This is a genomic window from Larkinella ripae (assembly GCF_054780775.1).
The window spans coordinates 183,622-208,621 of the sequence record NZ_BAAGVR010000023.1 but is presented as its reverse complement, the minus strand read 5'-3'; the positions used below and the strand labels follow the sequence as shown (position 1 = coordinate 208,621).

Annotated in this window: 17 protein-coding genes and 1 other RNA gene; 3 read left to right on the top strand and 15 right to left on the bottom strand. The window is 54.7% G+C overall.

Annotation, left to right across the window (positions count from 1 at the left end):
- Window positions 1-45: 45 nt before the first annotated feature.
- The gene (locus tag ACYVHX_RS18245; RefSeq protein ID WP_460673108.1) at window positions 46-2,235 is read left to right on the top strand and encodes a transglycosylase domain-containing protein; all 2,190 of its coding nucleotides are present in this window, start codon (window positions 46-48) and stop codon (window positions 2,233-2,235) included.
- 16 nt (window positions 2,236-2,251) lie between these two features.
- On the opposite strand, the gene trmD is transcribed toward ACYVHX_RS18245, so the two are convergent.
- From trmD to fabG, 10 genes are all read right to left on the bottom strand, one after another.
- On the bottom strand, window positions 2,252-2,926 hold the full coding sequence (gene trmD, locus ACYVHX_RS18240; RefSeq protein WP_460673107.1) for a tRNA (guanosine(37)-N1)-methyltransferase TrmD: 675 nt from the start codon (window positions 2,924-2,926) through the stop codon (window positions 2,252-2,254).
- The gene (rimM, locus tag ACYVHX_RS18235; RefSeq protein WP_460673106.1) at window positions 2,916-3,506 is read right to left on the bottom strand and encodes a ribosome maturation factor RimM; all 591 of its coding nucleotides are present in this window, start codon (window positions 3,504-3,506) and stop codon (window positions 2,916-2,918) included. Before rimM ends, trmD begins: the two co-directional genes overlap by 11 nt.
- A 179-nt stretch (window positions 3,507-3,685) precedes the next feature.
- Complete coding sequence (locus tag ACYVHX_RS18230; protein WP_460673105.1) at window positions 3,686-4,579, bottom strand: 30S ribosomal protein S16; 894 nt, start codon at window positions 4,577-4,579, stop codon at window positions 3,686-3,688.
- Between the two features lie 165 nt (window positions 4,580-4,744).
- Window positions 4,745-6,292: an OmpA family protein gene (locus ACYVHX_RS18225; protein ID WP_460673104.1), complete on the bottom strand. Its 1,548-nt coding sequence runs from the start codon at window positions 6,290-6,292 to the stop codon at window positions 4,745-4,747.
- Window positions 6,293-6,396: 104 nt separating this feature from the next.
- Window positions 6,397-6,827: RNase P RNA component class A (gene rnpB, locus ACYVHX_RS18220), an RNA gene on the bottom strand.
- Between the two features lie 125 nt (window positions 6,828-6,952).
- Complete coding sequence (locus tag ACYVHX_RS18215; protein WP_460673103.1) at window positions 6,953-8,353, bottom strand: DUF4403 family protein; 1,401 nt, start codon at window positions 8,351-8,353, stop codon at window positions 6,953-6,955.
- A 16-nt stretch (window positions 8,354-8,369) separates the two neighbouring features.
- Window positions 8,370-9,377 (bottom strand): Smr/MutS family protein, encoded by a 1,008-nt coding sequence (locus tag ACYVHX_RS18210; RefSeq protein ID WP_460673102.1) that lies wholly within the window; start codon window positions 9,375-9,377, stop codon window positions 8,370-8,372.
- A gap of 42 nt (window positions 9,378-9,419) precedes the next feature.
- Window positions 9,420-10,373, bottom strand: a complete 954-nt coding sequence (locus ACYVHX_RS18205) for a DUF2279 domain-containing protein (protein WP_460673101.1) — start codon at window positions 10,371-10,373, stop codon at window positions 9,420-9,422.
- Window positions 10,360-12,444 (bottom strand): vWA domain-containing protein, encoded by a 2,085-nt coding sequence (locus tag ACYVHX_RS18200; RefSeq protein ID WP_460673100.1) that lies wholly within the window; start codon window positions 12,442-12,444, stop codon window positions 10,360-10,362. The genes ACYVHX_RS18205 and ACYVHX_RS18200 overlap by 14 nt, the downstream gene beginning before the upstream one ends.
- 128 nt (window positions 12,445-12,572) lie before the next feature.
- Window positions 12,573-13,319, bottom strand: coding sequence for a 3-oxoacyl-[acyl-carrier-protein] reductase (gene fabG, locus ACYVHX_RS18195; RefSeq protein ID WP_460673099.1), 747 nt, complete (start codon window positions 13,317-13,319; stop codon window positions 12,573-12,575).
- A gap of 196 nt (window positions 13,320-13,515) precedes the next feature.
- Between fabG and ACYVHX_RS18190 the strand changes: the two genes are divergently transcribed.
- Both ACYVHX_RS18190 and ACYVHX_RS18185 read left to right on the top strand, forming a co-directional pair.
- Entirely contained in the window at window positions 13,516-14,286 is a 771-nt protein-coding gene (locus ACYVHX_RS18190) for a phosphatidylinositol-specific phospholipase C/glycerophosphodiester phosphodiesterase family protein (protein WP_460673098.1), read from the top strand.
- 52 nt (window positions 14,287-14,338) lie between these two features.
- The gene (locus ACYVHX_RS18185) at window positions 14,339-15,559 is read left to right on the top strand and encodes an enolase C-terminal domain-like protein (protein ID WP_460673097.1); all 1,221 of its coding nucleotides are present in this window, start codon (window positions 14,339-14,341) and stop codon (window positions 15,557-15,559) included.
- Between the two features lie 79 nt (window positions 15,560-15,638).
- Here ACYVHX_RS18185 and ACYVHX_RS18180 read toward each other — a convergent pair whose 3' ends face one another.
- The 5 genes from ACYVHX_RS18180 to ACYVHX_RS18160 form a co-directional block, all read right to left on the bottom strand.
- On the bottom strand, window positions 15,639-17,861 hold the full coding sequence (locus ACYVHX_RS18180) for a hypothetical protein (protein ID WP_460673096.1): 2,223 nt from the start codon (window positions 17,859-17,861) through the stop codon (window positions 15,639-15,641).
- Between the two features lie 101 nt (window positions 17,862-17,962).
- Complete coding sequence (locus ACYVHX_RS18175; protein WP_460673095.1) at window positions 17,963-20,182, bottom strand: hypothetical protein; 2,220 nt, start codon at window positions 20,180-20,182, stop codon at window positions 17,963-17,965.
- Between the two features lie 75 nt (window positions 20,183-20,257).
- Window positions 20,258-21,481, bottom strand: coding sequence for a sialidase family protein (locus ACYVHX_RS18170; protein ID WP_460673094.1), 1,224 nt, complete (start codon window positions 21,479-21,481; stop codon window positions 20,258-20,260).
- A gap of 3 nt (window positions 21,482-21,484) precedes the next feature.
- On the bottom strand, window positions 21,485-22,540 hold the full coding sequence (locus ACYVHX_RS18165) for a polysaccharide deacetylase family protein (RefSeq protein WP_460673093.1): 1,056 nt from the start codon (window positions 22,538-22,540) through the stop codon (window positions 21,485-21,487).
- 99 nt (window positions 22,541-22,639) lie between these two features.
- Window positions 22,640-24,892 (bottom strand): ligand-binding sensor domain-containing protein, encoded by a 2,253-nt coding sequence (locus ACYVHX_RS18160; RefSeq protein ID WP_460673092.1) that lies wholly within the window; start codon window positions 24,890-24,892, stop codon window positions 22,640-22,642.
- Window positions 24,893-25,000 lie beyond the last annotated feature (108 nt).

The following is a 25,000-nucleotide window of genomic DNA, read 5'->3' as shown; positions in this document are numbered from 1 at the left end:
CACGAAAGTACCGGTTTATCAACGGGCTACTTTCCTTAGTAGACAATGCAAATTAACAAAAAACGAATCCTGGTCATTTCAGGCGGGGTCCTACTGGGCTTGCTAATTCTGGGCGCCATTGGAGCCACGATCGCCTATAATAAACGTGAAGCGCTCCTCAAAGAAGGCCTGGAACGGGCCATCCGCAAAGCCAAGCGCGATTACGACCTGAATGTTACCATCGGGAAAGCCCAGTTCACGGGCTTATCGACCGTTGCCTTTTCCAACGTCTCCGTGGTGCCGGAAGGCCGCGACAGCTTGTTGCGGCTGGAAAAAACCGAGGTGGGCGTCAGCATCTGGCCGCTTATTTTCGGTCAGGTGGCGGTTTCATCCCTTACCCTGCAAAATGGCCTGGCGCACATAGTCCGGCGCGACAGCACCACCAACGTCGATTTTCTGACCAAATCGCAAAAGAAAGACTCGGCGGCCACGCAGGAGACGACCGAACCCAAAACCCGCCGAATTGACCTCGCCGTAGTCGCCGAAAACCTGGTGGATAACCTGCTGGCGAAAATTCCGGACAACATGGCCGTCCGGAATCTGGAACTTCGCCTAACCGATAACGAACGGAAAATCAGCTTTCTGACCGAAACCGCCACCATCGACGACGAGGAACTGACCTCCACCATTCGGGTCAACGGCAACGAGTCAGTCTGGCACCTGAACGGCCTGGTCAATGCCTCCGATCAGGAAGCGAATGTTTCGCTCTACGCCGATGGAAAACCGCTCGAATTGCCGTATTTGGAACAACGCTATAAGCTTAAATTACAGGTCGATACGCTCCGGGCCGAGTTGCGGGATGTGGCCAGCTCCAACGGCGAATTCAAGCTTGAAGGGGCCGGCGCTGTCCGGAATCTGCGCGTTCACCACCCGGCCATTGCCCTGGGCGATGTCGTGGTCGAAAATGCCGCCATGGACGCCAACCTGTTTGTGGGCGAGAATTACATTGGTATCGACAGTTCCTCGACCCTTTATTTAGGTCGGGCCAAAGCCCGGCCGTTTCTCAAATACACGGTTTCGCCCGTCAAGATTTACGATGTGCAACTGCACACCGACATGCTCGAAGCGCAGGACATGTTTGATGCCTTTCCGCAGGGACTGTTCGAGTCGCTTGATGGCATGAAGGTGGCCGGGCGACTCAAGTATGATGCGGTTTTGCACCTCGACAGTTCGCTGCCCGATTCGGTCCAGTTTTATTCGGGCCTGACCCCCGATCAGTTCAAAATCGTGCAATTCGGAAAAGAAGATTTCAGCCGGCTGAACCAACCTTTTGAGCACTCGGTCTACGAGAAAGACAAACTGGTCCGCAAGTTCATTGTCGGCCCGACCAATCCCAATTTCACCCCGCTCCAGCAGATTTCACCCAACCTGCGTAATGCGGTTTTGACGGCCGAAGATTATAACTTCTTCACCCACAAGGGATTCAACGAAAAAGCCTTCCGGGTTTCCATTGCTACGAATTTCAAAACCAAGAAGTTTAAGCGGGGAGCCAGCACCATTTCGATGCAGTTCGTCAAGAATGCCTTTTTGAACCGGAACAAAACGATTTCCCGCAAGGTGGAAGAAATCCTGATTGTCTGGCTCATTGAAAATCAGCGCATTATCACCAAAGAGCGGATGTATGAGATCTACCTCAACTTCATCGAGTGGGGGCGTAACATCTACGGAATTGGGGAGGCTTCCCGGTATTATTTTGCCAAGAGTCCGTCAAATCTCGACATTGGCGAGAGCATTCTGTTGTCCTACGTGGTGCCCTCGCCCAAAGCCACCTTGAGCCGGTTTTATCCCGACGGGTCCGTCAAAACCTACATCCGGGGTTATTTCAGGCTGATTGGCCGAATCATGGCTTCGCGGGGATTAACACCCTACGACACCACCGCGTACGGTTTTTACGGCGTTCGATTGCGCGAAGGATTGCGGCAGGAGATTGCCCCCGCGGACTCCATCGAGATCGATTCGCTGATGCTCCCCGATGAGCAAACAGAGGAAGGCGCCAATGGCATCAATGACTTTTTCCGGCGGGTGTTCGGGCGCGAACGGGAAGAACCGGAAGTGGTGACGCCCCAGCAGGAAACCGCCAATGGCGCGGCTGTTCAGACGGATTCGGTTCCGAAATCGCGCCGTCAGTTGCGCCGGGAACGGCGCGAACAGCGACGGAAAGAAAAAGAGCAGGAGGAAACGAATTTACCCCAATAAGCCGGGCGCGATCTCGTCAGGACAACAAATCCGGCCGGCGTTGGCGGGTTCGCTCCAGGGCTTTTTCAAAACGCCATTCATTGATTTTGGCTTCGTGCCCCGACAGCAGAATTTCGGGTACGGCATGGCCCTCAAACTCGGCCGGGCGGGTGTACACCGGGGGCGCCAGCAGATCGTCCTGAAACGAGTCGGTCAGGGCTGAGGTTTCGTCGTTCAGCACACCGGGCAATAACCGGATGATGGCATCCGAAATAACCGCAGCCGGGAGTTCACCCCCGGACAGAACGTAATCCCCCACGCTGATTTCTCTGGTGACGAACATTTCCCGCACCCGTTCATCGACGCCCTTGTAGTGCCCGCAGAGAATGATCAGGTTCTGGGTCAGCGAGAGCCGGTTGGCCATTCGCTGCTCAAACCGCTCGCCATCGGGGGTCACGTAAATAATTTCATCGTACGTCCGTTCGGTTTGCAACGCCCGGATGCAGCGGGCAATCGGCTCGATAGACATTACCATGCCAGCCCCACCACCAAAGGCGTAGTCATCGACCCGCCGGTGTTTGTCGAGCGAATACTCCCGCAAATCGTGGATAACAACTTCTACAAAACCGCCCTGCTGAGCCCGTTGAAGAATGGAGTGGGCAAAAAAACTATCCAGCAAGCGGGGAAGGCAGGTTAAAATATCAATCCTCATCCAGTAAATCGTCTTCTTCGGCGTCTTCCGGTTTCCGGCCCCCTTTGGCCGATGGTTCATTCAGGTAAATATCGACCAGTCCATCCGGCAACCGAACGTGCAGAATTTGCTGTGCTTTGTCCGCCTTGGGTGTCAGCTCGTCATTCACCGGAATCAGGATTTCTTTTCCCTGATAATCCATGGCAATCAAATCCTGGGGCGGCACATTATACACCGTCCGAACCGTGCCCAGTTCGCCCAGCTTTTCGTCATGAACCCGAAAACCGACAATCTCGTGGAAATAAAACTGGCCTTCCTTCAGTTCTTCGAGGTTGTCCAGCGGCAGGAACAGATCGCAGTTCACCAGTTTCTGAGCCTCTTCAATGGTTTCTACACCCTCCAGCGCCACAATCCCCCGATTCCGGTTTACCGAGATTGATTCGATAAAGTGCGGTACCAGATCACCTTTTATCTCAATCAGCACGGAATCCATTTCTGAATACAGCTCCGGCATATCGACATCCAGGAAGAAAACCATTTCTCCCCGAACGCCGTGCGTTTTGGTGATCTTCCCTAACTGAAAACAATCGTCTTTCGTCACGACTTCTTTCGTTTATAGCCTGAGTTTCATTCGGGACCAGTCCCTATAAAATAACAACTGACAGAAATCCATTTCAAGAAACAGACCTCCATCAGTTGCTACATTTAACCATACCTATGGACAGCCGGGCGGTCCCGTTGAATCCGTATCTTTCACAACGGACTGGGGTCCGGAGTGTACTAGGCTTTTGCTTCGTCTTCGTCAGCGGCCTTTTCGTCAGCGGCTGGGGCTTCGGTCGCAGGTGCTGAAGCTTCAGCGACGGGCGCTTCTTCCGTGGCAGGCGCTTCGGCGGCTGGTGCTTCCGCTACCGGTGCATCAGCTGGCGTTTCAGCAGCGGGTGCCTCAACGGGTGCTTCTTCAACGGCTGGTGCTTCAGCAACCGGTGCTTCTTCGGCCGCTGGCGCTTCGGCAACCGGAGCTTCAGCGACGGGTGCTTCCTCCGCAACCGGCTCGGCAGCAACGGGTGCTTCAACCGCAGCTTCGGCAACCGGAGCTTCAACGGTTTCTTCCGCAGCGGTTTCTTCGGCAACGGGTGCTTCAACTACGGGCTCTTCCACCACGTTTTTCTTGGCAATGGCCTGGGCACGCGTTTCGTTTACTTTCTTCTCAGCGTCCAGACGAGCCTGTTTGGCGTCGGCTTTTTGCTGGGATTTGGTATCCGCCGAACCTTGTTTGCGGCCTTCTTTACCTTGCTTCCAATCATCGAACTTGCTATCAGCCTGCTCTTGCGAAATAGCGCCTTTGATTACACCAACCTGGAGGTGCTTTTTCAACAAAATACCTTCGTGTGACAAGATTGAACGTGCCGTATCGGTAGGCTGTGCACCTTTAAGCAGCCAATCAACAGCGCGATCGTTTTTCAGTACGACCGTTGATGGATCCGTGTTTGGATTGTACGAACCGATTTTTTCAATAAAGCTACCATCCCGTGGTGCTCTGGCATCGGCTACTACGATATCATAGATAGCCAGTTTTTTGCGTCCCCGACGCGATAAACGGATTTTAACTGCCATTTTATTGGTTTGTTTGTCCTGAAAGATCCGCTGCGCACACAATGGCGCACGATCCTCCAAATGAATTAGGGTGCAAAGGTACACATTATTTCGGGAAATTACTCCGCACTTCCGGAAGGGCAACAGGAATTATCCTACTTTTTTCGGGGGCGCCCAACGACAATTGGGCTGGCTCTAAACGACAAAACCCCGGCTAGCCGGGGATTTGTACGAAGTCTTACTTTTCTATCGCGGTTCGCGGGAATCAAACCGTTGACCGGATTGGTACGGAGACCGCAGCATGTTCATTGGAACGATCTTGATCTCAACCCGCCGGTTTCGCTGGAGGTTATCCCCGGAAGTGTTCGGCGCAATCGGTCGGTATTCCCCGTAGTATTCGACGGTCACCCGGCTAGGATCGGTCAATCCGGCGCGGGTCAAGTACCGCTTGGCGGCATCCACCCGGCGTTTTGACAGCTGCACGTTGTAGCCATAAGAAGCCCGGTAATCAGCGTGTCCCACGAGGATGATTCCGCAGTTGGTTTTTACGTTCAGCAGTTCAATCACTTTCTTCATGATATCCTGCGAAGCCGGACGAATGGTGGCTTTATCCGTATCAAATTCGATGTTGCTGAACAGCGCTTCACATTCCGGCGCAAATTTGCCGCGCAGAATCGAGCTGATGATGCTGTCGAGGTTCATGGCAACCCCGGCCCCTGAAACGACGCTACCGTTCGGTGTGTTCGGTTCTTTATCAAACAAGTCGGCTACACCGTCATTATCCGTATCCGTATACAAACGGGGATCGACCGGTTTTGGCATGTTGGCTTTGGCAATGGAATCCGCATCGTTCATGGTGGGATTATACGGATCTTTCAGCAGGTCTTTCGGATCGGCCCAGCGCAGGTGATAGCGACCTTTTGCCGGATCATATACACCGTCTTTGCCGACTTTCACGGCGTCTTTACCAATTTTGTAGGTAATCGACAGGCCCAGACGGGCCCATTTGTCCAAACCGGAATCCCCACGGCGCCAGCCGTAGACGTTGTTGGCTTTTGAGTTATCAACGCCACCGACCGTCATATCCAGTTTTTCGGTATTGACATTATACAAGGTAGCATCGAGCCCAATATCCAGACGCGGAGTCAGTTCGTAGTGCAAAGCCGTTCCGACCGGGAACACAAACTCGCGGGTATACACCGAACCGTCGGCTTCCCACCGTCCCTGCGTAACCGAGCTGTAATCGCGCCGGTCGTTGGAGTACCGAATCATCTGGTCGGTCGTCAGGTCATACACCCGGGTATCGAACCACATCAGACCGGCACCCGCCTGAATGTCCCATTTCCAGCGTTTCAGCTTCTTGGTACCAAACAGCAGCGATTTCATGTTGACGTTGGCATTCAGGGTTCCCTGCAGGAAGTTGGAGCGGAACCAGGCGTTGTAAAGCGCTACTTTAGACCCGCGCAGGGAGCCGATGTTGAATTCAGCCGATGCCCCGAACAGGTGCGTCAACTGTTTGTTGATCGACACGCCAACCGCACCGGTTATTTTTTGCCGGGGGCCTTTTTGCGGAAAAGCCTTATAAAAACCGTAATTATCCAGGTCGCCAAAGAAACGGGTGATCGCGGGCGTGACGGTCACTGACCAGGTATTCATTTTGTAGTCGCCTTCATAGGATCGACTTCGTGTCGATGTTCCGGCGGAGGAGCGGTTGGTGGTGTCAGTTTGGGCATACCCAACGGTCTGCGTCAGTAACAGAAGCGTCAGAGAAGCGAAAATGGAAATTTTCTTCATGAGAACTCAGGTTTAATTCATAAGCCTTTTACGTTGAACAATCGCCCGGTTAGTTGGCGTTACGGCGTACCGTTTTCAGTCATTTTTTCTTCATCAGCAACGTTCCGCGAAGTAAATCAATAAGCCGGATTCTGTTTTCCGCCGGATTGACGAAGCCATCGCGCCGGACTCTTATCATTTATCTCGATTCCGGATCACTCCGGAACTCCATCGATCTACCCGCATCAGCTTCGCTCCGGATTGCTCCGAAACTACAGGAACGGGTCGCCCCTTTTCCAATGCCTATTTGATCTTTCAGCCCATAAGGTTTGCCCTGCCCCGCCTGTCGCCAGCCGGGCGGTAGGCTCTTACTCTACCTTTTCACCCTTACCGCAGTCTGTTGCCAGCCAACGGCGGTATTTTTTCTGTGGCACTTTCTGTCAGATTACCGTTTCCAGTCCCCTGCCTTCCCGTTAGGAAGTATGGTACCCTGTGCTGTCCGGACTTTCCTCCCCGGTTCGTTTAAACGTTCCGGAGCGATAAGACAATTTACTTCGCGTTGGTTGCCATTCCGTGATTACCGCAAATCTATAAATACTTAGGTTCTTTAAAAACCTGGCATCAAAAAACTGCAAATTTTTCGAGCCAATTGCCTAAAAAAATGCGCAAATCCCGGTTTAACTACAATCCTTCGACCTTCAAATCAAGTTTTCCGGAAGCGTAGACCACCGCCAGCATGGATTCTTGTGTCAAATAAACCTGATCGGGCGCTACTTGTTCAAGTTTGCCGTTGATAACAACTCCTTTTGTTATCTGATTGTTCGTTAATCGGGCCTGAAGCGATTTGCGGGCTTCGTCGATCTGATCGCCCACCGGGATGGTCAGCTGTTTTTCCAGCGTCCGCGCAAAACTACCCTGCAACAGCCAGCTCGCCGTCTTGTAAAGAATATTTTTTGTATCCAGATCGTAGTGCAGATCGCGCAGGGAAATTGTTCGGGTCTGCGCATCATAATACGGCAGTCCCCGCAGGTAGATGGCGCCGTTGATGCTGCCCTTCAGAACCGCCTTGATGATCAGGTTGCTGTTCTGCCCGTATAAAGCAATGCCGGTAATGGTAATCTTGTACCGTCCCTCGCGAAACTCATACGATTTACCCACAAATTCTTCGGAAACCAGTTTGGCGGCTTCGGCGTAGGTTGCTTCGCTGAGCAAGCCAATCCGGAACTGATCGGGAATGGTTTTTGAAACCGTTAATTCCGGAATCGCCACCGCCGGTCGCACTTCGGGTTTGCTGCCGGTTTGCGTTAAGGTGTAGCCTTCAATACCAATTGTGGCACGAATCGCCCCTTTTTCGAACCGGAACGGAGTAATCAGAATCCGTTTGGGCACCACCAGCAGCCAGGTCCGGTATTTCTCGGAAACCAGGTACGGCTGGCGGATCGTGTTCCAGGCTTTCAAAACCGGGGTCCGCAAATCAATCTGTTTCCGCACCTGCTCATCGAGGGCTTTGGTCACTTTCTCCAGATTTTTGTCGATCAGCCGCCCCACAATGCTCGTTACCGGTATCTCCAGCCCGACCAGTTTCAGAGTTGGTTTTCGGACCCAGTCGTAGCCCTGCGCCGTGGTCTGCGTACTGACCGACCAATCTTTATCAATGGAAAACCGGGTTGCAAATCGGATGTCCAGTTCGAATTCGGTTTCCTGATACTGCGTAAAACCGAGCACTTTCATCCCGGCTTTAGCCCAGATTTTCAGCGGAACCCGGAAGTGAAACAGACTGTCCTGCGCCGTAACGTGAATGGGGGACCGCTTCCAGACTTTGATCATGAACTGATCATTGTCGTTGTCGGTCAGGCTGTTGTCTTCGTAAATCAGTCCGGTAACCTGACTGTTGATCTGGCGCTCGACGTCGGCCAGCGCAATGGAAAGTGGAATGTTTACAGTCGATAAAAATTTGTCGTTCTGTACTTCCATTTTGGTTACCTGATAGGCGGCTTTGGGCGCCTTCGGATTGGTGCTTGTGGAGGGTTTACAAGCCTGGAGCAACAGCAGCGCCAGCAACAGGCCTCGGATTGGGGTCAATGTAGTGAAAATATTTTTATTTAATCTTAACCTTGGTGGCGCCATAGCCAAATTTTTCCTTCTGGGCATCTTCAAAATACGCCACGCCCGGGTTCTTGCCCAACCGCCGGTGCAGCTCATTCCGCAACACCCCGTTGCCGACGCCGTGAATAAACGTAATATCGTCCATTCCGCTGGCAATGGCGTTTTCCAGCTTTTTCTCAAACTCCTGCAGCTGAACCTCCAGCAATTCGGCGTTGGTCCGGCTACCGAATCCGCCGGGTAGCAGCTTCTGGATGTGCAGGTCGATGATGGCCGACGGACGTTCCACCGCCGACGCTTCCTTTTTGTCGGTTAATCCCAGCAAACTTTCCCGCAGCACCGTGGCATCCACCGGTTTTTCCGGCTGGTCGGGTTTGGCCGCGGGCGGTTCCGGAGCCACCGGGTCCTCCACATCGAGCTGGTAGATTGAGCCGGTTTGGTTCAAAACCGGAATGGTGCCACTGCTGGCCTGAAACGTCTGCGCCCGGCATTTGATGCGTTTCAGCAAGGGTGCCCGCAGCGGAGTACCGCCCCGGCGAAACCAGAGCGCCTGAATCAGAAACGTCGGCCAGTTCTCGAAGGTCGACAGGGAATATTGCTGCGTGAGTTTGCTGGACGATCGCGCCTTCAGTACCTCCGAATGAAGGCCGGTGTAGCGGGCCTCCCGTTCTTCACCGATGGTAAACGGCAGGTCCCAGTCCGTGTTGTTGACCAGGTAAACATCCACCTGCCTGACCCCGCCCCGCTCGGCCTGCGGAATAAACGCGAGGTAAAAACCCACATTGCCGATGATTTCCGGCTTGGCGGTTTTTAACGGTTCCAGACCAGACCCGGGTTGAAAGCGCGTGGCTTCCATCGGCGATACCACCACAATCTCCGACCGCAAAACCGGAATCCGAAAACCGTCTTCAATCTCTATTTCTACCTGGTTTCCGGGCAGGAAGCGCGTCACAATGCCTTGTTCTTTCGCCCGGAGCATCCGTACTTTATCACCAATATTCATACCATTGAGTTATCGTCCCAACGGACCGAATGCGGTCCGTTCTTAAAAATAGATTGCGTGAAACCGCATCCCCTTTCGTCCGTTGTATTCCAGGGTCGGTGCGGGCATTTTCAGTGTATTGAGCAAAAAGAACACGGTTTTTAAGGTTTTGCTCCGGGTTTTAATGCGCGTAAAATCAACATCCAGCGACAGATAATACTGGCGGTAGGGCCGAAACCCCCGTTCAATGCTTTTGTCATTTTCGGCCGCCACCATATTATGAACTCCGTAACCGACGGCCACATTCAGCCATTTTGGAAATTTTGACTCCCTGGCCGCAAAGGTCGACGGATTGACCGATAACCAGTACGTCTGGCCGTTGTAATCTTTTAGCCACCGATCATTCCAGCTTTTTCCTAACAACTCCGGCCGCTCCCGGGCCAGGTTGGTATAATGAAACGAGAATTTGGGCTGAATCCGCAACTCTCCCCAGGTCAGATACTGCCCCGTATACAGCGCCGGACCTGCAATATTAGCAATCATATCGCCAACGGAAAAACCGTATTCCGGCGAAAAACCGTCCAGGATCTCAATGGGTGTCTGGAAAATCAGGCCCGTCAAGCCGGCGTAGAGGGCGGCTTTGCGCTCCGTCAGTCCGGCCCAGCGGTAGGCCTGCGCCGACACCCGGGCGATCTGGTAAGCCGTAACCAGGTGGCCGACCTTATCAATTTGCAACCACTCCCGGTTGTCGTTAAAGAACTTGAAATTGGTCAGCGGATTGTCGTACCAGGCTTTGCTCAACCCGTAGAGGGTTCCGGTATAGACCACCGTTTCGCCGATCAGCAAACCGCGAAGGCGGCAGCGGTAACAGGGTTCAGCGGCTCGACGGGTGGAATCCTGGGCGAAGGAAGGAGGGAGAAAAAGAGGAAAGGAGAACAGGAAAAAAGCAAAGAGAATTACTTTCTTCACCGCCTTTTTCCCTTCCTCCTTCACTCCTTTCTTCCTAATAAGCGCCATGATACTTCCGCAACCCCCATTCCACACTGATCAGGATAATAATCAGGAAAAACAGCCAGCGTAAATTGATGAGTTCGTTCAGGGCTTCGTTGCTGCTCAGCCGCCCGGCCGGTTTTCGACTGACCAGATCGTCGGCCAGCGATGCCAGCGTTGAGGCATTGTAGAACCGCCCGCCGGTTTGCTGGGCCAGCTGCCGCAGCATCAGGTGATCGGCGGTGGTGTTAATGGCTTCAAACTGCTGCTCCCGAACAATGAATTCGCCCGATGCACTTTCCGCCCGGCCATTCAGCGAAGCCGTGGCCCGAAACCGGTACACGCCCTCCGGCAAATTGCTGACCTCAAACCGGCTGTTGCTGGCCGTCGGGGTATAATTGAAACTGCGCGGAACCGCCCGTTCGTTGGTGATTTCCAGCCGCACCGGCCGGTCGTACAGCTTCTCGTAAATATCGTTGTACATCTCGGTTTCAAACGTCACTTTCTCGCCCGCCAGAAATTCGTTGCGGATTGGATAGACCCGGAGTTTCCGGCGGTCCTCCTTGATCGAAACCAGTTGCATTACTTTCTGAAACAACTCATCCACAACGGCCTGGTTATCGGTCAGGGCGTATTCTTCCAGCCGCCATTCCCAAAGCCCCTCACCCGCCAGAACGGCCGCTTTGCGGGCGCTGGTGTAGTTGATGGCCAGCAGGGGTTTGCTCGTCCGAACACTGCCTACCTGCTGCCACAGCACCACCTCGCTGCCCGGCGACAGTTTAAAATCGCCGAACGGCACCAGCATCGGCGGCAGCCGATCCAGCAGGCTTAGCTTCTGGACGTCCAGGTTCAGCTGCCGGAAATCGGGATTAAACCGGCCCGTTACCTTGTCGGTTTGCCCGCCCCCGGCCACAATCTGCATCACCGGATTGAGGCCGTTGAACGATTGCAGCCCGGATTGATTTCCCAGCACAAACAGAACCGGCGTGTTTTTCTGCAATGCCTTCTGAATGGCCCCCGCACCCGCGTTCTGATTATCGGGCAACTGGTGCAGAATCACCAGGTCATACGCCTTGTCCGGAATGTCGGCGGTTCCGCCGTTCAGGATGCGGATGTCGAGTTCGTAATTCTGATTTTTCTCAATGATGCTCCGCAACGCCTTGATGTCGGGGTGCGGACTCAGGGCCAGCAACAGAATCTTTTCCTTTCCGTCGATGATGTCGATGTATACATCCCGGCGGTTGTTGCGAGGGGTAAATTCGCCACTCTGCGGCAACACCTCCACCACGTAGTGCTGCATCCCTTTCTGGGTGGAGGAGGTTTGAAAGGTTAGTTGCTGAAAGGTTTCCGGCAGGTTGAAATTGACGGTTTGCCGACCCAGCTCCCGCCCATTCTGCCGCAAAACCACCGTACCGCTCCGGCCCTGAAAACCGTAGCTAGCCACGTCGGCCTGGATGGGAAACTGGTTGCCGAGGTACGCAATTTTGTTGGCAACGGCGTCTCTTAGTTGTACATCCCGCTTCGGAATGGTATCGCCCACGCCCACCGTATGCACCGCAAAATTATACCGCCCGAACGTGGGCGACAGCCCCTGGTTGGCAATGCCGTCCGAGATCAATACCACGTCGGTCAGGTTCCGGCCTTCGTAGGCGTTCCGGATGCCGCCGAGCATATTCGATAAATCCGTGGTGCGCTGGCGAAAGGCAACGGTTTTCAGATCACCCGTCACCAGGCTGTCGCCCAGGGTTTGCACCGCCACCTCAATGTCTTCACCCGCCAGGCGGTCGCGTAGTTGGCTGGCGGCTTCCAAGGCCCGATCGAGCTGCGCTTTTCCGGCCACCGTCATCGACTCCGAATTGTCGATGGCCAGCACCACCTTCGGTTTTTCGGTAATGGTCTGGATGCTCCGAATCAGCGGATTCAGCAGCAGAAAACACACCACGCTGACCACCAGAAACCGGAACGCTGCCAGCGACAGGTTCATCCGCTGGCTCCAGCCCGAATTCCGCTGGTACAACGCAAAGGAATAGGCCGCCCCCACCGCCAGGCAAACCAGCAACCACCAGGGAGACGATTGAAAATAAAGTTCGGAGCGCATATTTTTTTAATGATGGCCGGGTCGCCGGTGCGATTATGAATGATGAATTATGAGTGAAAACGAGTTACCAGTCACCACGGATTCGGCAGCTTTTTACTAATTCATCATTCATAATTTAACACTCATCATTACGTTAGCATTCCCCCGTCGACTTGCAGCACCTGGCCGGTGATGTAGCGCGACAGGTCGGAAGCCAGGAACAGGGCGCAGTCGGCCACTTCTTCCGGTTGTCCACCGCGCTTGAGCGGGATGGCCTGCTTCCATTCTTCCATGGCTTTCTCGTTGATTTCGCCGGTCATCTCGGTTTCGATAAAACCGGGGGCAATGGCGTTCGACCGGATGTTACGCGAGCCCAGTTCCAGCGCCACCGATTTGGTAAAACCGATGATGCCGGCTTTGGAAGCCGCGTAGTTGGCCTGCCCGGCGTTGCCCCGAATACCGACCACCGATGTCAGGTTGATGATGGAACCCTGCTTGGCTTTCATCATCGGTTTGATCACGGCTTTGGTCAGGTTAAAGACCGACTTTAGATTAACGTTGATTACGGCATCCCATTGTTCTTCGCTCATCCGCATCAGCAGACCGTCGCGGGTGATGCCGGCGTTGTTGACAACCGCATCAATGGTGCCAAAATCGGCCACGATCTGGGTAGCCAGGTCTTCAGCGGCTTTGAAATCCGACGCGTCGGAGCGGTAGCCTTTGACTTTCACCCCGAAAGCTGCCAGTTCGGCTTCCAGCGCCTGCCCTTTTTCGATGCTTGAAAGGTAGGTAAATGCAATGTTGGCGCCTTCCTGCGCGAAACGGATGGCGATGGCCCGGCCGATGCCCCGCGAGGCTCCGGTAATCAACGCAACTTTTCCTTGAAGTAAACCCATGAAGTAATAGTGAGAGTAACGAAGGTTTAAACGATTGGCCGTAAAAATAGTAGTATATATTCGATCATCCGACTACTTTTGCTCGAAACGTTCGAAAGAGTTGGCCGACTTTTCATTTCAAAAATCCGGAATGCGCGGGAATTTTCCGATTGCCCAACAACGCCTTGCATTCTTCACCGTAATTCCTCCCATAGCCATGATCCGTTTTGCCTTGATCTGTCTGACGGTTTTGTCCAGTCTGCCGACGATCGCCCAGCAAATTCACGCCCACAACGACTACGAAAAACCGGAACCGCTCACGGCCGCCATTCGCCACCGCGCCGGTTCCATCGAAGCGGACGTTTTTCTGGTTGACGGGAAGTTACTCGTTGCGCACGATAAATCCCAAATTCAGCCCGGCCGGACGCTGGATTCGCTCTATCTGAAACCGATTGCGGCCCTGTTCGGGCAGAACAAAAGCCGGTATTCGAGCGGGGCCGTCAGCACGGACCGGAAGTACACGTTTCAACTGCTCGTCGATCTGAAAGACAACGGCGTTGAAGCCATCAAGGAACTGGAAAAGGCCATTGCCCCTTACCGAACCTGCTTCGACCGGTCCATGAACCCGATGGCCATTCAACTGGTGGTGAGCGGAAACCGCCCGCCGGTTGCAAACTGGGTGGATTATCCCACCTACATTTTGTTCGACGGGCGGCCCAGCGAGTTGTACGACGACGAAACCATCAAACACGTGGCCCTGTTCAGCGATACGTTCCAGAATTATTCGCGCTGGAACGGCGAAGGCGAAATGCCCGAAAAAGACCGGGAAACCCTGAAACGATTCATTAAACGGGCGCACAGCCAGAACAAGCCGATCCGGTTCTGGGCTTCCCCCGACAATCCGAACGCCTGGAAACAGCTCGACAAAATCGGGGTCGATTTCATCAATACCGACAAAGTGGAAGAATGCGCCCGTGTGCTGAAATGAAGGCCTAATCCGCCTAACTTCCTTTCCCAACTTTTTATCCTATCCCCTTTTCATGAAAAGAAGATCGTTCATCAATCAGTTGACCGCCGGAACCGCATCGGCAGCCCTGTTGAGCACCCCGCTGAGCGCGCAGACCACCGACTGGCTGCTGCATAACGCGGCCGCCAACGAACTGGCCAACCACAAAATCACGGACATTATGTATTCGCAGGTCCAGCTTAAATGGCCCCGGTTTGTTGGGAAAAATGCCCGTCGGGATATTCACGGCTACGGCCCAAAAGTGAGCGTCTGCATCCTGACGACCGATCAGGGGGCCAAAGGCTGGGGGATGCACGGTCGTCGGCAGGACGAATCGATTGCGTACCTCAGGGGAAAGCGAATTTCGGAAGTTTTTCTGCCGTCGGAGGGCGTCACGGATCCGAAAGCGTTGCCGTTCGATGTGCCGCTGCACGATCTGGCGGGCGTGATTCTGAATAAACCGGTGTACGAACTGATGGGCCGCAAAAAACCGATCACGACCAAGTGCTACAGCGGCATGATTTATTTTGAAGAACTGGAGCCCAAAGAAGGACCGGTGAAAACCGTTGCCAACGGGATGGACAAAATTCTGGAAGCCTGCAACCAGGATTATAAAATGGGATACCGTCAGTTCAAGCTCAAAATCGGCCGTGGCAACATCTGGATGCCGCGCGAAGAAGGGCTGCAACGCGATATCGAAGTGACGAAACTCGTCGCCAAAACGTTCCCGGACGTGGACATTCTGGTGGATGGCAACGACGGTTTTACGGCCGACGGCATCATCGCGTACATCAAAGGAATCGGCGACATTCCGCTGTTCTGGGTGGAAGAACCATTTGCCGAAACCGTTGCCGACTACCGCAAACTGCGGGAATGGCTGAAAACCAACCACGTAAAAACGCTGCTGGCCGACGGCGAAGCGAATCCCGATCAGCAACTCCTGCGCCAGCTGGAAGAGCAGAAGCTCATCGACGTTCACCTGACCGACATGATCGGATACGGTTTTACGCCCTGGCGCAAGATCATGCCGGAACTCAAAAAGCTGGGCATCCAGTCGTCACCGCACGCTTTTGGGGAGTTGCTGAAGTCGTATTACTGCGCCCACCTCACGGGCGCGCTGGGCAATACGGTGACCATTGAGGGCGTCCCGGCCACCAGCGAAGACGTGGATTTTGGCGCGTATAAAATTGAGAACGGCAAGCTCATTCCCTCACCGGCACCCGGTTTTGGCATGAAAATGTTAAAAACCGCCTAGAAGCGTTGTGGCACAAAGGATACCCGGGTTAATCAGAGAATCCCAGATAACCTCTGATTAACCCGGTGTACTAACGCCCCTATTGGCCCGGCGCCGAGATCACGCCCAGATACCGGCCCATCCAGTAGGGTAACAAAAATGAATCGCCGGCGCTCAACTCGCTCAGGCCGTTGCCCCCGGGCCGGTCCAGTTTGAACAGGTTGCGATTGTGTTTCAGCTCCGGGCGCTCATCGGGCGGCAACACCGTAATCGTTGTCTGGCCCCGGAAGTTTTCGGGCAGCAGTTCAATGTCGTTCCGGTGGCCGTTCATCACGCTCCACTCGATCATGTCCAGCGGAAATTCCTGCAAATGCCAGATGCTTTCGTCCAGATCAAACTCGCTCGCACCCGTCATGGCGTAACACAAATTCCAAAGGCTGTTTTTTTCCGGGCGTTCAAATTCCCAGTGCTCCCGGATCGTGGCGCCGAATTTGGTTTTCAGTTCCTGATTGAGTGCGTACGGATACAGACACCAGTAGGCCAGAAAATACATTTCGTCGTCGGAGTGATTCCATTCCTGCGACAGCATTTTGGCCCAGTCGCTGGCGTTGGCGGGCGTTCGGCCAATTTCGCCCATCGGCCGCAGAAGGTTTTCGAGATACCCGTGCTTCTGCATCAGCTCCTCCGCTTTTTCCTTAAAAACCGGCTTTTGGGTGAAATGATAAGCCGCCTGCAAAAACGCGATGATGTTGGAGGAATTAATTTTCCGGTCGCCCACCATGGTCGGAAAACCGTTGACGTAATCGGGATGCCACTTGCCCCAGAGCGTTGGTTTGCCGTCAAAATCAATCAGATACCAGTCGTTTTTGATAATGGAGGTCATCAGTTTGTCGATCAGGTCAATGGCGCGCTGGCGGGTTTCACCCCCGGTCAGTTCGGCAATTTGGGTCAGGGCAAACATCTGTCCGACGGTCTGGTCGCTGCTGGTGGTGCCGCGCCAGTCCCAGCGGCCGTCTTTGGCGTGGGTCCAGCCGTTGGTGAGTCCGCCATCCCATTTCTCCGGTTTAAACTTGAAATACCCTTTCCGCTCGAAACCGCGTGCGAAATAACCCGGCCTGCTGGTGATCGTGAAAAGTCGCTCCATCGCGTCGAAGGACTCCATCCAGTTCCGCTGGGCCTCCGGATCGCCGGTGACTTTAAATTTATACAACTGACTTACCAGGTACATGGCCGTCCAGAGGTTGTCGCTGTCGCGCTGCCCCATCTCAAACGTGGACAAATCGCCGTTTTTGAGCGTCGAAACGTCGCAATTAAAACCGTACCGGATGTGTCGCTGCCGCACCTGGCGGTCATACACCAGCGACTTTTCGTACAGGGTCATCGGTTTAAAGCTAATTTCCCCCAAGCCCTTGTGGGTCAGGATCAATACGTTGCTTCCCTCTCCTTCTGAAAGATGCACCACCTGGTTTCCGGGCAACCAGCGCTCCCCGTAGTAGTAGTTGAATTTTCCATCGGGCCGCAACATGAACGCGCCCCGGTTTGAGCCAAACCAGAGGTTTCCGTGGAGGTACGCGAGGGCGGTTAGGGCGGTCACCGGCAACTTTTTCTGCACCGGCAACACGGTTTTGTTCTGCTCCGGATCAAAGACAAAATAGCCATCGCGCGTGCCAATGTACACCTGGTTTTTCACCAGATCGAAGCAGGTCAACCCGGCTTGCCGGACTGCGGTTTTCAATTTTTTATCAGGCAATGAAAACTCAGAAACCGATTGATTTCCCAGCAACCAGAAGCGGTTTTTTGCCGCGTCGAATTTCAGGTCGATCAGCCGGTCGTTGTCCACCGTTCCGGTCCAGATCACCGCCGAATTCTGAATCAGTTTCAAGTTCGTTCCGTCCGAAACCAGAAATGTGTTGCGGTCGGCGGCCGGGCAGAAAAGCCGGGCTTGCGGCATTCCGTGGTCTTCCAGTACCTTTCCGGCCCAGGCGTTGCTCAGGACGGTTTTATCGTCTAAGTATACGAACTGCTGCTGACACAGGCCCAACCCGGCTAGTTTTTTGTCGGCCATCGGTCGGTAGGCGTGCACCGGTTCCAGCGTTCCCGGGTATTGAAACTGCCCGCCTTTCGGGTGTAACAATCCTTTTGCCGACAGAATCTGAACCGTTCCGTTGCGATCCCGGTAAACCTTCGAAACCGCCAAGGATGTATCCTTCAGATAATGCCGGACGCTGTAGTCCTGCACGTACGGAACGTCTTTGTAAACCGGCCGCTGGGCGTTCGATTGCCAGACAAGGATCAGAAAAAGAAATAATAAAACCGGCTTCATAAAATTGAAATTTCAAAGCGTTCATCAGAGGATACCAGGGATACTCAGAGAAGCCCAGACAACCGCTGATTTTCTCTGAGTAACCCTGGGCAATAACACCCCTACTTATTTGGCGCGGAAATCACGCCCAGATACCGGCCCATCCAGTAGGGCAGCAGCCAGATATCGCCCGCACTGTGCTCCGAACCGCCACTGCGGCCTTTCCGGTCGAGCGTAAACATGTTGCCGTTGTGCCGCTGAATGGGTCGTTCGTCGGGGGGCAACACCTCTCTGGTAGTCTGGCGCCGGAAATTTTCGGGCAGCAGTTCAATGTCTTTCCGGTGGCTGTTGGCAATCGACCAGTCGATCAGGTCGAGCGGATGTTCCTGCAAATACCAGACAGCCTCTTTCAAGTCAAATTCCTTCGTGCCGGTCATGGCCGCGAAAATATTCCAGGCACCCTCTTTTTCCGGGCGCTCAGCCTGCCAGTGGTCCAGAATCTGTTTCTTAAAACTTGCTTTCAATGTATCGTTCAGCGCATACCGATACAGGCCCCAGTACCCAACAAAGTACATTTCATCATCCGAGTGGTTCCAGCCGTCGGACATGTGTTTGCTGTGGTCGTCGGCATCGTCGGCGGCCCGGCCGATTACCTTCATCGAACGCATCATGTTGGCATAATACCCGTGTTTCTGCATCAGTTCAAACGCCTTCTTTTTGTATTTTTCCTTTTTCGTAAAGTGATAGGCGGTTTGCAGCATGGCCACAATGTTCGATGAATTCAGCTTGCGGTCGCCCACATTGGTCGGAAAAGCGTTGACGTATTCCGGATTCCAGCGCCCCCACTGCGTTGGTTTGCCGTCAAAATCAATCAGGTACAGGTTGTTCTTAAGGATGTGACTCATCAGCGTGTCGATCAGCGTCACCGCCCGGCTTTTCAGATTCTGGTCGGGAATGAGTTCGGCCATGGCCCCAAACGCGAAAATGTGCCCGATCACTTCATCGCTGCTGGTGGTCGATTTCCAGTCCCAGTCCGGGTGTTTGGAATGTTGCCACCGTTCCGGGTCCGACAGCTCTTTCATGTGACCGCTGCGCTCGAACGACCGCGCCGGAAAACCGGGTACCGAAGTTACCGTGTACAGGCGTTCCATCGCGTCGAGCGACTCGCGGCAGTTTTGCAGGGCTTCCGGATCTTTCGTCACCGCATACCGGAAAATTTCACCGCCCAGATACATTGAAGTCCACAAACCGTCGTTGTCCGAATCGTCCAGGTAACCGGTAGCCAGATTTCCCTTTTCCATCCGCTCCAGCGACGCGTTAAAGCCCACCCGCATGTGCCGGCTCCGGACCTGATTATCAAAGAAAACCGCCTTATCGTGGAGCGTCATCTGCTTGAAACAAATCTGCCCCAACCCGGCTTTGGTCAAAATCAGAACCGAATTTTTCGGCCCTTTGGCGATGTGGACCACCTCGTCGCCGGGTAGCCAGCGCTCGCCGTTGTAGTAATCAAATTTACCATCGGGGCGCAGCGCAAACGCGCCTTGTGAGGAACCAAACCACAGCTTTCCGTCCACCTCGGCCACCGCCGTGATGTCGGTCGCGGGCAGTTTTTTCCGCAGGTCGCCCACCTGCTTTTTCGTCGCTACGTCAACTTCCAGGTAGCCATCGCTGGTGCCAATCACTACTTTTTTGCCCTGAGTCGTCAGATCAAAAGCCCTAAAATTAGCTCCGTCCAGCACCTTGGCCAATTTGGGAGACGCCAACGGAACCGTCGAAAGCGACTTTTTCCCCAGCACCCAAAACTGATTCGCGCCCGGCTGAAACCGCAGCCCAATCACCTCGTCATTCGGCAGGCTGCCGGTCCAGAGGCTTTTGGAATCCTTCACCAAGCTCAGCGACGCGCCGTCGGAAACCAGAAAGGTCAAGCCGGGGGTGCCGGCGAAAAACCGGGCTTTCGGCAGGGCGTGTTCGGAGAAAAGCTTGCCGGCCCAGGCATTGCTCATTACCACCTGATCGGTGAGGTACACCAACTGCTGGTCGAGTGCGCCCAAAGCCGTCAGGTTTTTGTCTTTCGTAAACCGGTACGTATTGTCCGGTTTCAGCGTGCCGGGGTACAAAAACTGCCCGCCGTGCGGATGCAGCAAATCCCCGTCGGAATTGAGAATCTGAATGACGCCGTTGCGATCAGCAAAAACCGCCTGGAGCGTGCCGTTGGCCTTATCGGCGTAATATTTGACGCTGTAATCCTGCCAGAACGGTTTGTCCTGATAGACGGGTTGCGCGCTGGCAGGGGCCCAAGCAAAGAATAACGCAATGAGAATGAGGTGAATAGGTTTTTTCATACGAAACGGGGATTGTATTCGCTGCTACCGACAGCGGTTGGGTACGGGCAATACGGTTTTCTTTTACGGGTGTTTTCAGGGTTTTCGGTCGCCCGGCGAACCCGCACGAACGGGCTGCGAAACCAGCTTTGCCGGATCGACGACCACGTGTTTGATCGACTTCTGGCCTTTCGCCAGATGGTACGAATACGTCAGGTGCAACAAGCCATCGGGCGTCTGAATCAGGGCTGGGTACGAAAAACCGCCTTCGTTTTTGGCCTTGTCCTCCACCCGCAGTTTCCACGGCCAGGTTTTGCCTTCGTTGTCCGACAAAAACAGGCTGAGCCGGTAGCGACCATCGTCGATGTCGTTGCCCAGAAACGCCCATTTCCCATCGGCGAGCCCGAGCAGTTCGACGCTGGCGGTATTCGGAATGGTGGATTTAACGGTTGCGGTCCAGCTTTCACCGTTGTCGGTCGATTCGCTGATGTGCACGCGGCTCGGCTGGTCCCCACTGTCGCGCAGGTAGGCCACCACCGTTCCGTTTGCCCGGCGGGCCAGCGCCGGTTGAATCGGTCCCCGGCCCACAATGGGCAAACCCGGCCGCCAGGAAGCGCCGTCGTCGTCGGAAATCGCCACCAGCGACATATTCAACCCGTCGGAGTAAACCGGTAGCAAAATCCGTCCCGTGGGGAGTTGCAGCGGTTTGATGCGCGTCATCCAGCCCGTGCTGCGTTTGCGCGCGTCGCGGCTCGCTTCCAGAATCATGTCGTCGTACTTCGGGGCGTATTCGGCCCAACCGGCGGTATTTTCCGGCAATTGCTTAAACCGGTTTTTGACTTCTTCCGCAAACCGGTCATCCGGTTTCAGGAAAATATTATCCTGCCAGCTCCAGGTCGGCGCCCCGGCTTTGGAATAGTCGGTGGCGGTTTTCAGCCGCAGGATGGACTCTTCCCAGCGGTTGGCCTGCACGGCAATCCAAACCAGAAAAAGTTTGTTCTGCCGGTTGAGAAACAAAACCGGGTTGCAGTCCGGTAAATAGGGTGTGTCGGCCATCAGAAACGGCGGGCTCCAGGTTGCTTGTCCTTTGGCCAGCCGGGCCCCCATGATCTTCACATCGTCGGCGGTCCGTTCCCCCGTGCCCTGAAACCAGGCCGCCAGCAGATCGCCGTTGGGCAGGGCCACCAGGCTGCTGCCGTGAACGTGCTCGTTCTGCTCCGGAAAAATCAGTTCCTCGCGCACCACCGCCGTTCTGGACTGCGCCAGTACCCCGCTGGTAATCAGGAGCAAGCCAATAAAAACCGCCTTCCGTTTTTTCATGGGTTACTTGATTGCTTTCCGGCGCTCCATCAGTTCCCGCCAGGTGGTTAAAACAATGCCCTCCGATTGGATAAAGGCTTTCAGGTCCGGGTCCATCATCGAGAGCATATCGGCATACCGCGATCCGCCCGAACCGCTGATGTATTTGAAAGTTTCGTTCAGGTCGTTGCTGTGGATGATGATCATGGCAACCCCCGGTTTCATCTTCGTCAGAATTTCCTTGAACCGCTGCGTTTTGTATTTCCCCCAGGCTTCGGGGCTTGGATTTGGGGTATCTTTCGGTTTCCAGCCGCCAGTGTCGGCGTAGAGATCATCCAGGACCGGCAAACCGGCTTTCCAGATTTTTTCGCCAATGGCCGGCGCCTGCTTGAGCGATTCCGGAATGGGCAGGTTCATCCCCTCCTTCCACTTGCCCTGGGCTTTCAGTTTGTCGATCACCGGCTGAATTTCGCTATCGACCAGCAGGGTGTTGTTGCCGCCGGGGAACATGACCGGAATGCCGTACGCAACGCCCACCTTGATGTAGCGTTCCACAAAAGCCGGGATGGCAAAGAGCGTGCCCATATGCGAATCGAGGTGCGTTGGTTTCAAGCCCATTTTTAGCGCCCGGTCGATCTGCGCCCGCATTTCGAGTTCCACCTCGTCGGGGCTGGCGTTTTTCACCACCTCGGCCACCGACGGCCACAGGGCGCCTTCCGGGTCGGTCAGGCCCGGAACCTGCTTGCTGCCCGCCAGCGGGGCCCAGCGGTAGTCTTTCCACTCGGAGGTCAGCGTGAGGTGGATCCCGGCGTCGATGGCCGGATTTTGCAGGACATACTTGACAAAACTAGCCGACCAGGCGCAGGGCATCATGATGCTGGTGGAGGTGGCTACCCCCTGCTCAATGGATTTGATCGTGCCCTGATTGGCCGACAGGAACATCCCGGCATCATCGACGTGGAAAATGACAATTTTCTTGCCTTTCGGATACCCAAGCTGCTCGGCATAGGTGGTTTTCGGCTGTGCGATGGCGCTTGAAATGGTGACCAATAAGAGGAAAAAGGTGTTTAACTTATTCATATGTAAAAAATTATTTCGCAGAGTTTATCAGAGAAAATCAGAGTTAAGCAGAGAATAAAACACGCTGATTTTCTCTGATAAACTCGGTGTAATAACCCCTCATTCAATCATCTTCAAATACCGCCCCATCCAGTACGGCAGCAGCCAGAAAACCGGCTCGCGCTCGATGCCCGGATCGCCGTTGATGGCCGACCAGGGGTTTTTGTCCCAGCGCACCACGGTCCGGATGCTGGCGGGCGGTAGTTTGTCAATCTGCAGATCGTCCAAAACCGGGTGGCGACTCACTGTCACGTCTTCGCGTTTGGTGTGATCGAATACCCAGTTGACCAGATCGAGGGGGGTATCGACCAGAAACTCCACCGACGCATCCAGGTCCGTCTGCTGGTTTCGGGCGTAGCAATAAAAAAAATTTACCAGGGGATTGCGGTCGTTCCGGCGCCGTTCCATCCACGCATCCATGTGCTGTTCGTAGAACGCCCGCAGCTTCGGATCTTTTTCGCAGCGGATCAGAATCGGGTAGACATACGCCTGCAACATCACATCGAAATAAATAAACCAGGCCGGGTTTTGCTGCGGCACCTTCGCCATGTTGTCGAGGTAGTGCTCCTTTTCGATCAGCCGCCGGTATTCGGTTTCGTAGTTTGCCCGACCGGTCATGTGGTAGGCCAGTTTGAGAAACGCCAGCATTTCCATCGAATTCTGAAACCGGTCGGGGGCCCATTCCGGGTCGCGGTTCAGTTGCTCCGGCGACCAGACCGCCCAGCGCGTCGGCTGACCGTCGACATCCACAAAATTATAGTGGTGTTTGATCAGGTAATCGACAATCCGGGCGACGTGCTGCCGGACGGTTTTCTTCTCGGCTTCGTCGGCCACCAGCTCATAATAAAGGTAATAGCCAATCATATGGCCGCACATTTCGTCGCTGCTCGTGTCGCCTTTCCAGAGCCAGCGCCCGTCTTTCGACTTCCGCCAGCGGATTTCCACCGGTTTGAAACGCGGTTCTTTCACCAACTCGTCGGCCAATTGGCGGGCCGTAAAGGCGCGGTTTCCGTCGTCCACCTCCGTCCAGTGGGCCGGAACGATGGTGCGGGCAAAAAAACCGTCGGTGCCGGTCACTTCCTGCAGGAGCTTCAAAAACCGGAAGGCTTTGGCGGCCTTCTCCTTGGCGTCCGGGCTGCGGGTCGTGGCATACCGGAAACATTCCATCGCCAGGTAATTGCCCGTATATTCCCCATCGTTGTCATCATCGTCCGGAGCAAAAGTCGTGGTGTCGCCGGGAACTTTCAGTTTGCACTGGCCCGCAATCCAGGGGTCGCGGATGTGGCGCTTCATCAGCACGTCGTAGAAATAATCGTTCTTCTGAGCCAGCGTCATTTTCCGTTTCTTGATGGCACTCACGCCCTTCGAGGTTGCAATCCAGGCAGTGCCGGCCTGATCGAACGCGATGGCATTCACCTTATCGTCCAGCAACCAGCGCCGGCTAAACCGCAACGAGTGGCTGCTGTCCGACCGGTAGCGCACCACGCCCACGTCCGTGCCGACCCACATTGTGCTGTCGGGTGCGCGTTCGACGCAGCTGACGTAAATGGATGGAATCCCGTTCTCCGGCTTCAGCGTTTTTTTCAGTTGGCCGTCCGCCAGAATGCTTACCCCACCCAGGCCCCCCGCCCACAACTTTTGTTCGGCATCGAAGGCAACGCCCTTGACGTACGCGCTGATCAGGTGATTGGTATCGTAGAAATAATTCGTTGTGTCGGTTTTATGATGATACAGGCCCACGTCGGTCCCGATCCACAAACCGCCCCGCCCTTCGGTGATCGCTTTCCGGATTGATCGCACGTTGGGAAATTTCACCGGTTTCCAGCCGGATGCGTTCTGCAACCAGACACCCCTGGGCCCCAACGCGTACAGCCCTTCTTTGGCCACGCAGAAGGCTGCAATGGGCGATTCCGGGCCGGTGATGCGTTCGATTTGACTGTTTTTGTACCGATACAGCCCGTTCCAGGTTCCCAGCCACACCGCCGACTCCGCATCGACGGTCACGGCAAAAGCCGGGCCCTGGTCAGCTTCCGGCAGCGCGCCAACCCAGTTGCGCTGATCCGGTTTTTTCACGAAAACCCCGGCGGCCGTGGCGGCCCAAACCCGGTTTTCCGGATCAACGGCCAGGCTGCGTACCTGGTTTTGGTCCGGATTGGCACCGATCGGGTACGGTTCGTGGTATTCCTGCCAGAAAGCTGCATCCGGGTAGACGGTTTGCTCCCCCACAGCCTGGTCCGGCTGGCGGCAGGACCATCCGAACCAGGCAAGCAGGCAGCAGGATACAAGCAGGTGAGTAGGGCAAAAATCCTTCATCAACGAACGATGATTTTCCCAGTATACTCAGCGGGAAGCATTCCGGGCTATTGGGGGTGGGGAGCAATTTTACGGTTTTGTTAATTCTGAAAGTTTCTCCAGACCCGG

Coding starts and splice junctions, on each gene's coding strand:
- ACYVHX_RS18245 (WP_460673108.1), top strand. CDS start 46: ATGCAAATTAACAAAAAACGAATCCTGGTCATTTCAGGCGGGGTCCTA.
- trmD (WP_460673107.1), bottom strand. CDS start 2,926: ATGAGGATTGATATTTTAACCTGCCTTCCCCGCTTGCTGGATAGTTTT.
- ACYVHX_RS18225 (WP_460673104.1), bottom strand. CDS start 6,292: ATGAAGAAAATTTCCATTTTCGCTTCTCTGACGCTTCTGTTACTGACG.
- ACYVHX_RS18210 (WP_460673102.1), bottom strand. CDS start 9,377: ATGAATATTGGTGATAAAGTACGGATGCTCCGGGCGAAAGAACAAGGC.
- ACYVHX_RS18205 (WP_460673101.1), bottom strand. CDS start 10,373: ATGGCGCTTATTAGGAAGAAAGGAGTGAAGGAGGAAGGGAAAAAGGCG.
- ACYVHX_RS18200 (WP_460673100.1), bottom strand. CDS start 12,444: ATGCGCTCCGAACTTTATTTTCAATCGTCTCCCTGGTGGTTGCTGGTT.
- fabG (WP_460673099.1), bottom strand. CDS start 13,319: ATGGGTTTACTTCAAGGAAAAGTTGCGTTGATTACCGGAGCCTCGCGG.
- ACYVHX_RS18190 (WP_460673098.1), top strand. CDS start 13,516: ATGATCCGTTTTGCCTTGATCTGTCTGACGGTTTTGTCCAGTCTGCCG.
- ACYVHX_RS18185 (WP_460673097.1), top strand. CDS start 14,339: ATGAAAAGAAGATCGTTCATCAATCAGTTGACCGCCGGAACCGCATCG.
- ACYVHX_RS18180 (WP_460673096.1), bottom strand. CDS start 17,861: ATGAAGCCGGTTTTATTATTTCTTTTTCTGATCCTTGTCTGGCAATCG.
- ACYVHX_RS18175 (WP_460673095.1), bottom strand. CDS start 20,182: ATGAAAAAACCTATTCACCTCATTCTCATTGCGTTATTCTTTGCTTGG.
- ACYVHX_RS18170 (WP_460673094.1), bottom strand. CDS start 21,481: ATGAAAAAACGGAAGGCGGTTTTTATTGGCTTGCTCCTGATTACCAGC.
- ACYVHX_RS18165 (WP_460673093.1), bottom strand. CDS start 22,540: ATGAATAAGTTAAACACCTTTTTCCTCTTATTGGTCACCATTTCAAGC.
- ACYVHX_RS18160 (WP_460673092.1), bottom strand. CDS start 24,892: ATGAAGGATTTTTGCCCTACTCACCTGCTTGTATCCTGCTGCCTGCTT.